This is a genomic window from Phytoactinopolyspora endophytica (assembly GCF_004138495.1).
GTDB classification, from domain to species: Bacteria; Actinomycetota; Actinomycetes; order Jiangellales; family Jiangellaceae; genus Phytoactinopolyspora; species Phytoactinopolyspora endophytica.
The window spans coordinates 177552-179503 of sequence record NZ_ML142851.1; the positions used below are offsets into that span (position 1 = coordinate 177552).

Annotated in this window: 2 protein-coding genes; both read left to right on the forward strand. The window is 67.3% G+C overall.

The genetic code is table 11. The annotated features are described in order from the left end of the window. Positions 1-231: 231 nt before the first annotated feature. Positions 232-729 (forward strand): COG4315 family predicted lipoprotein, encoded by a 498-nt coding sequence (locus ELR45_RS06695; RefSeq protein ID WP_129664506.1) that lies wholly within the window; start codon positions 232-234, stop codon positions 727-729. 129 nt (positions 730-858) lie between these two features. Further along, positions 859-1878 (forward strand): threonine/serine dehydratase, encoded by a 1020-nt coding sequence (locus ELR45_RS06700; RefSeq protein WP_205856155.1) that lies wholly within the window; start codon positions 859-861, stop codon positions 1876-1878. Positions 1879-1952 lie beyond the last annotated feature (74 nt).

The window sequence follows — 1952 nt, forward strand, 5'->3', positions numbered from 1 at the left end:
CTACCGTTCCGGGTGATACATCGTTCCGGCCGTGTCAGAAGCCCACGCACTGGCTGGTCGCGAGCATTGACGCCTACGCGTGTGGGCATCGAGTAACGAACCGAGCTCTGCCGGGACGGACAACCCTTGATCGCCGCAATCTTTTGACGAGGCTCAGTCCGTACAACACATATCCGGATGATCGCGGACGTGCTGCTCGTGTGCGTCCCATGACGCTCGTTGGAGGCCATTATGAACCGCCGAACACGAACCGCTATCGCCCTGAGCAGCGCCGCCGCGTTGGCGACCCTTGTTGCGTGCGGATCCGACGACGGGGGCGACGGCGACGGAGACGTTGCCACCGGCGACGACTCCGGTCGTGTGGAGATGTCGGATACCTCACTCGGTGAGATCTTGGTCGACGGCGAAGGGCGGACGCTGTATCTGTTCACCTCGGACTCTCCCGGTGAGAGCACCTGCTCGGACGACTGCCTGGATGCCTGGCCTCCGTTGGAGGGTGAGGTCGAGGCCGGTGAAGGAGTGAATGAAGACCTGCTCGACACGATCGAACGTGACGACGGGGCGACCCAGGCGACGTACGGCGACTGGCCGCTGTACTACTACGCCCCTGACGATGTCGGTGATGTGGAAGGACAGGGTGTCAACGACGTCTGGTACGTCATCGACGCCGACGGGAACGCCATCGAGGACGCGGTCGAGGAGGATGACGAGGAGGACTCAGGCTACTGACCCGACCGCCCGTGGGGTGTCACCGGCCGGCTGGTCACCTCCGGGAGTTCTTCGTCCTGGTGAGCGGCACGCGGGCTTCAGGGACCGTGTTCACATCCCGGGGTCCGTCGGCGCGGGTGGTGCGGCAGGATGGTGTACGTGATCGATCTGTCCGATGTCCACGCAGCCCGTACGCGCATTGATGCCTTTGTCCGTAGGACGCCGGTCCTGGAGCTGGACCCCGGTTCGTTTCCACCGCTCTCACGGTTGTGGTTCAAGCTCGAATACTTCCAGCACACGGGGTCGTTCAAGGCCAGGGGAGCCTTCAACCGCATCCGGACAGCCCTTGAGCCGGCCGGGCCGTCGTTCTCGGTGTCGTCTGAGACTGAGGGGGCGGACGATGGCCTCGCCGAGCCGGACAGTGCAGGGCATCAGGTGAGTGGCGTCGTCGCGGCGTCGGGCGGCAACGCCGGACTCGCCGTCGCGTACGCGGCGGCCGCGCATGGACTGCCGGCGCAGGTATTCGTGCCCCAAAACGCTCCGCCGGTGAAGGTGAAGAAGCTCCGTGAGCTGGGTGCGCACGTCGTCCAGGTCGGCACGAAATACGCCGACGCTTACGAGGCGGCGACGGCGCGCGCAACCGACAGCGGTGCCCTGTTCTGCCACGCCTACGACCAGCCGGAGATCTGCGCCGGTCAGGGGACGCTCGGACTCGAGCTGCTGGAGCAGACCGGTGGGGACGTCGACACGATCCTGGTGGCCGTAGGGGGTGGCGGCCTGATGGCCGGCGTCGCGACCGCGGTCGAGGGGCGTGCCCGAGTGGTCGGCGCGGAGCCGTCGTCGGCCCCGACCCTGAATTCTGCGCTGGCGGCGGGCGGTCCGATCGACGTCGGTGTCTCCGGTGTCGCCGCCGACTCGCTAGGTGCGAGCCGGCTCGGCGAGATCGCCTACGCGGTGGCGGCGCGGACGGGCGTCGGATCCGTGCTGGTCGATGACGACGACATCGTCGAGGCACGGCGCTTGTTGTGGCAGAACTACCGGGTGGTCGTGGAGCACGGACCCGCTACCGCTTTCGCGGCGCTGGTCTCGGGCGCATACAGACCCGCCGACGGTGAGCGCGTGGCCGTCGTCCTCTCCGGTGCCAACACCGATCCATCGACGCTGGGCTGACGCGACGCCGGCTGGTTGCCTCTCGGTCGGCTGGCTTGGACTCCGAACACGGGAGTCCAGCCGGGTGGCGCGGT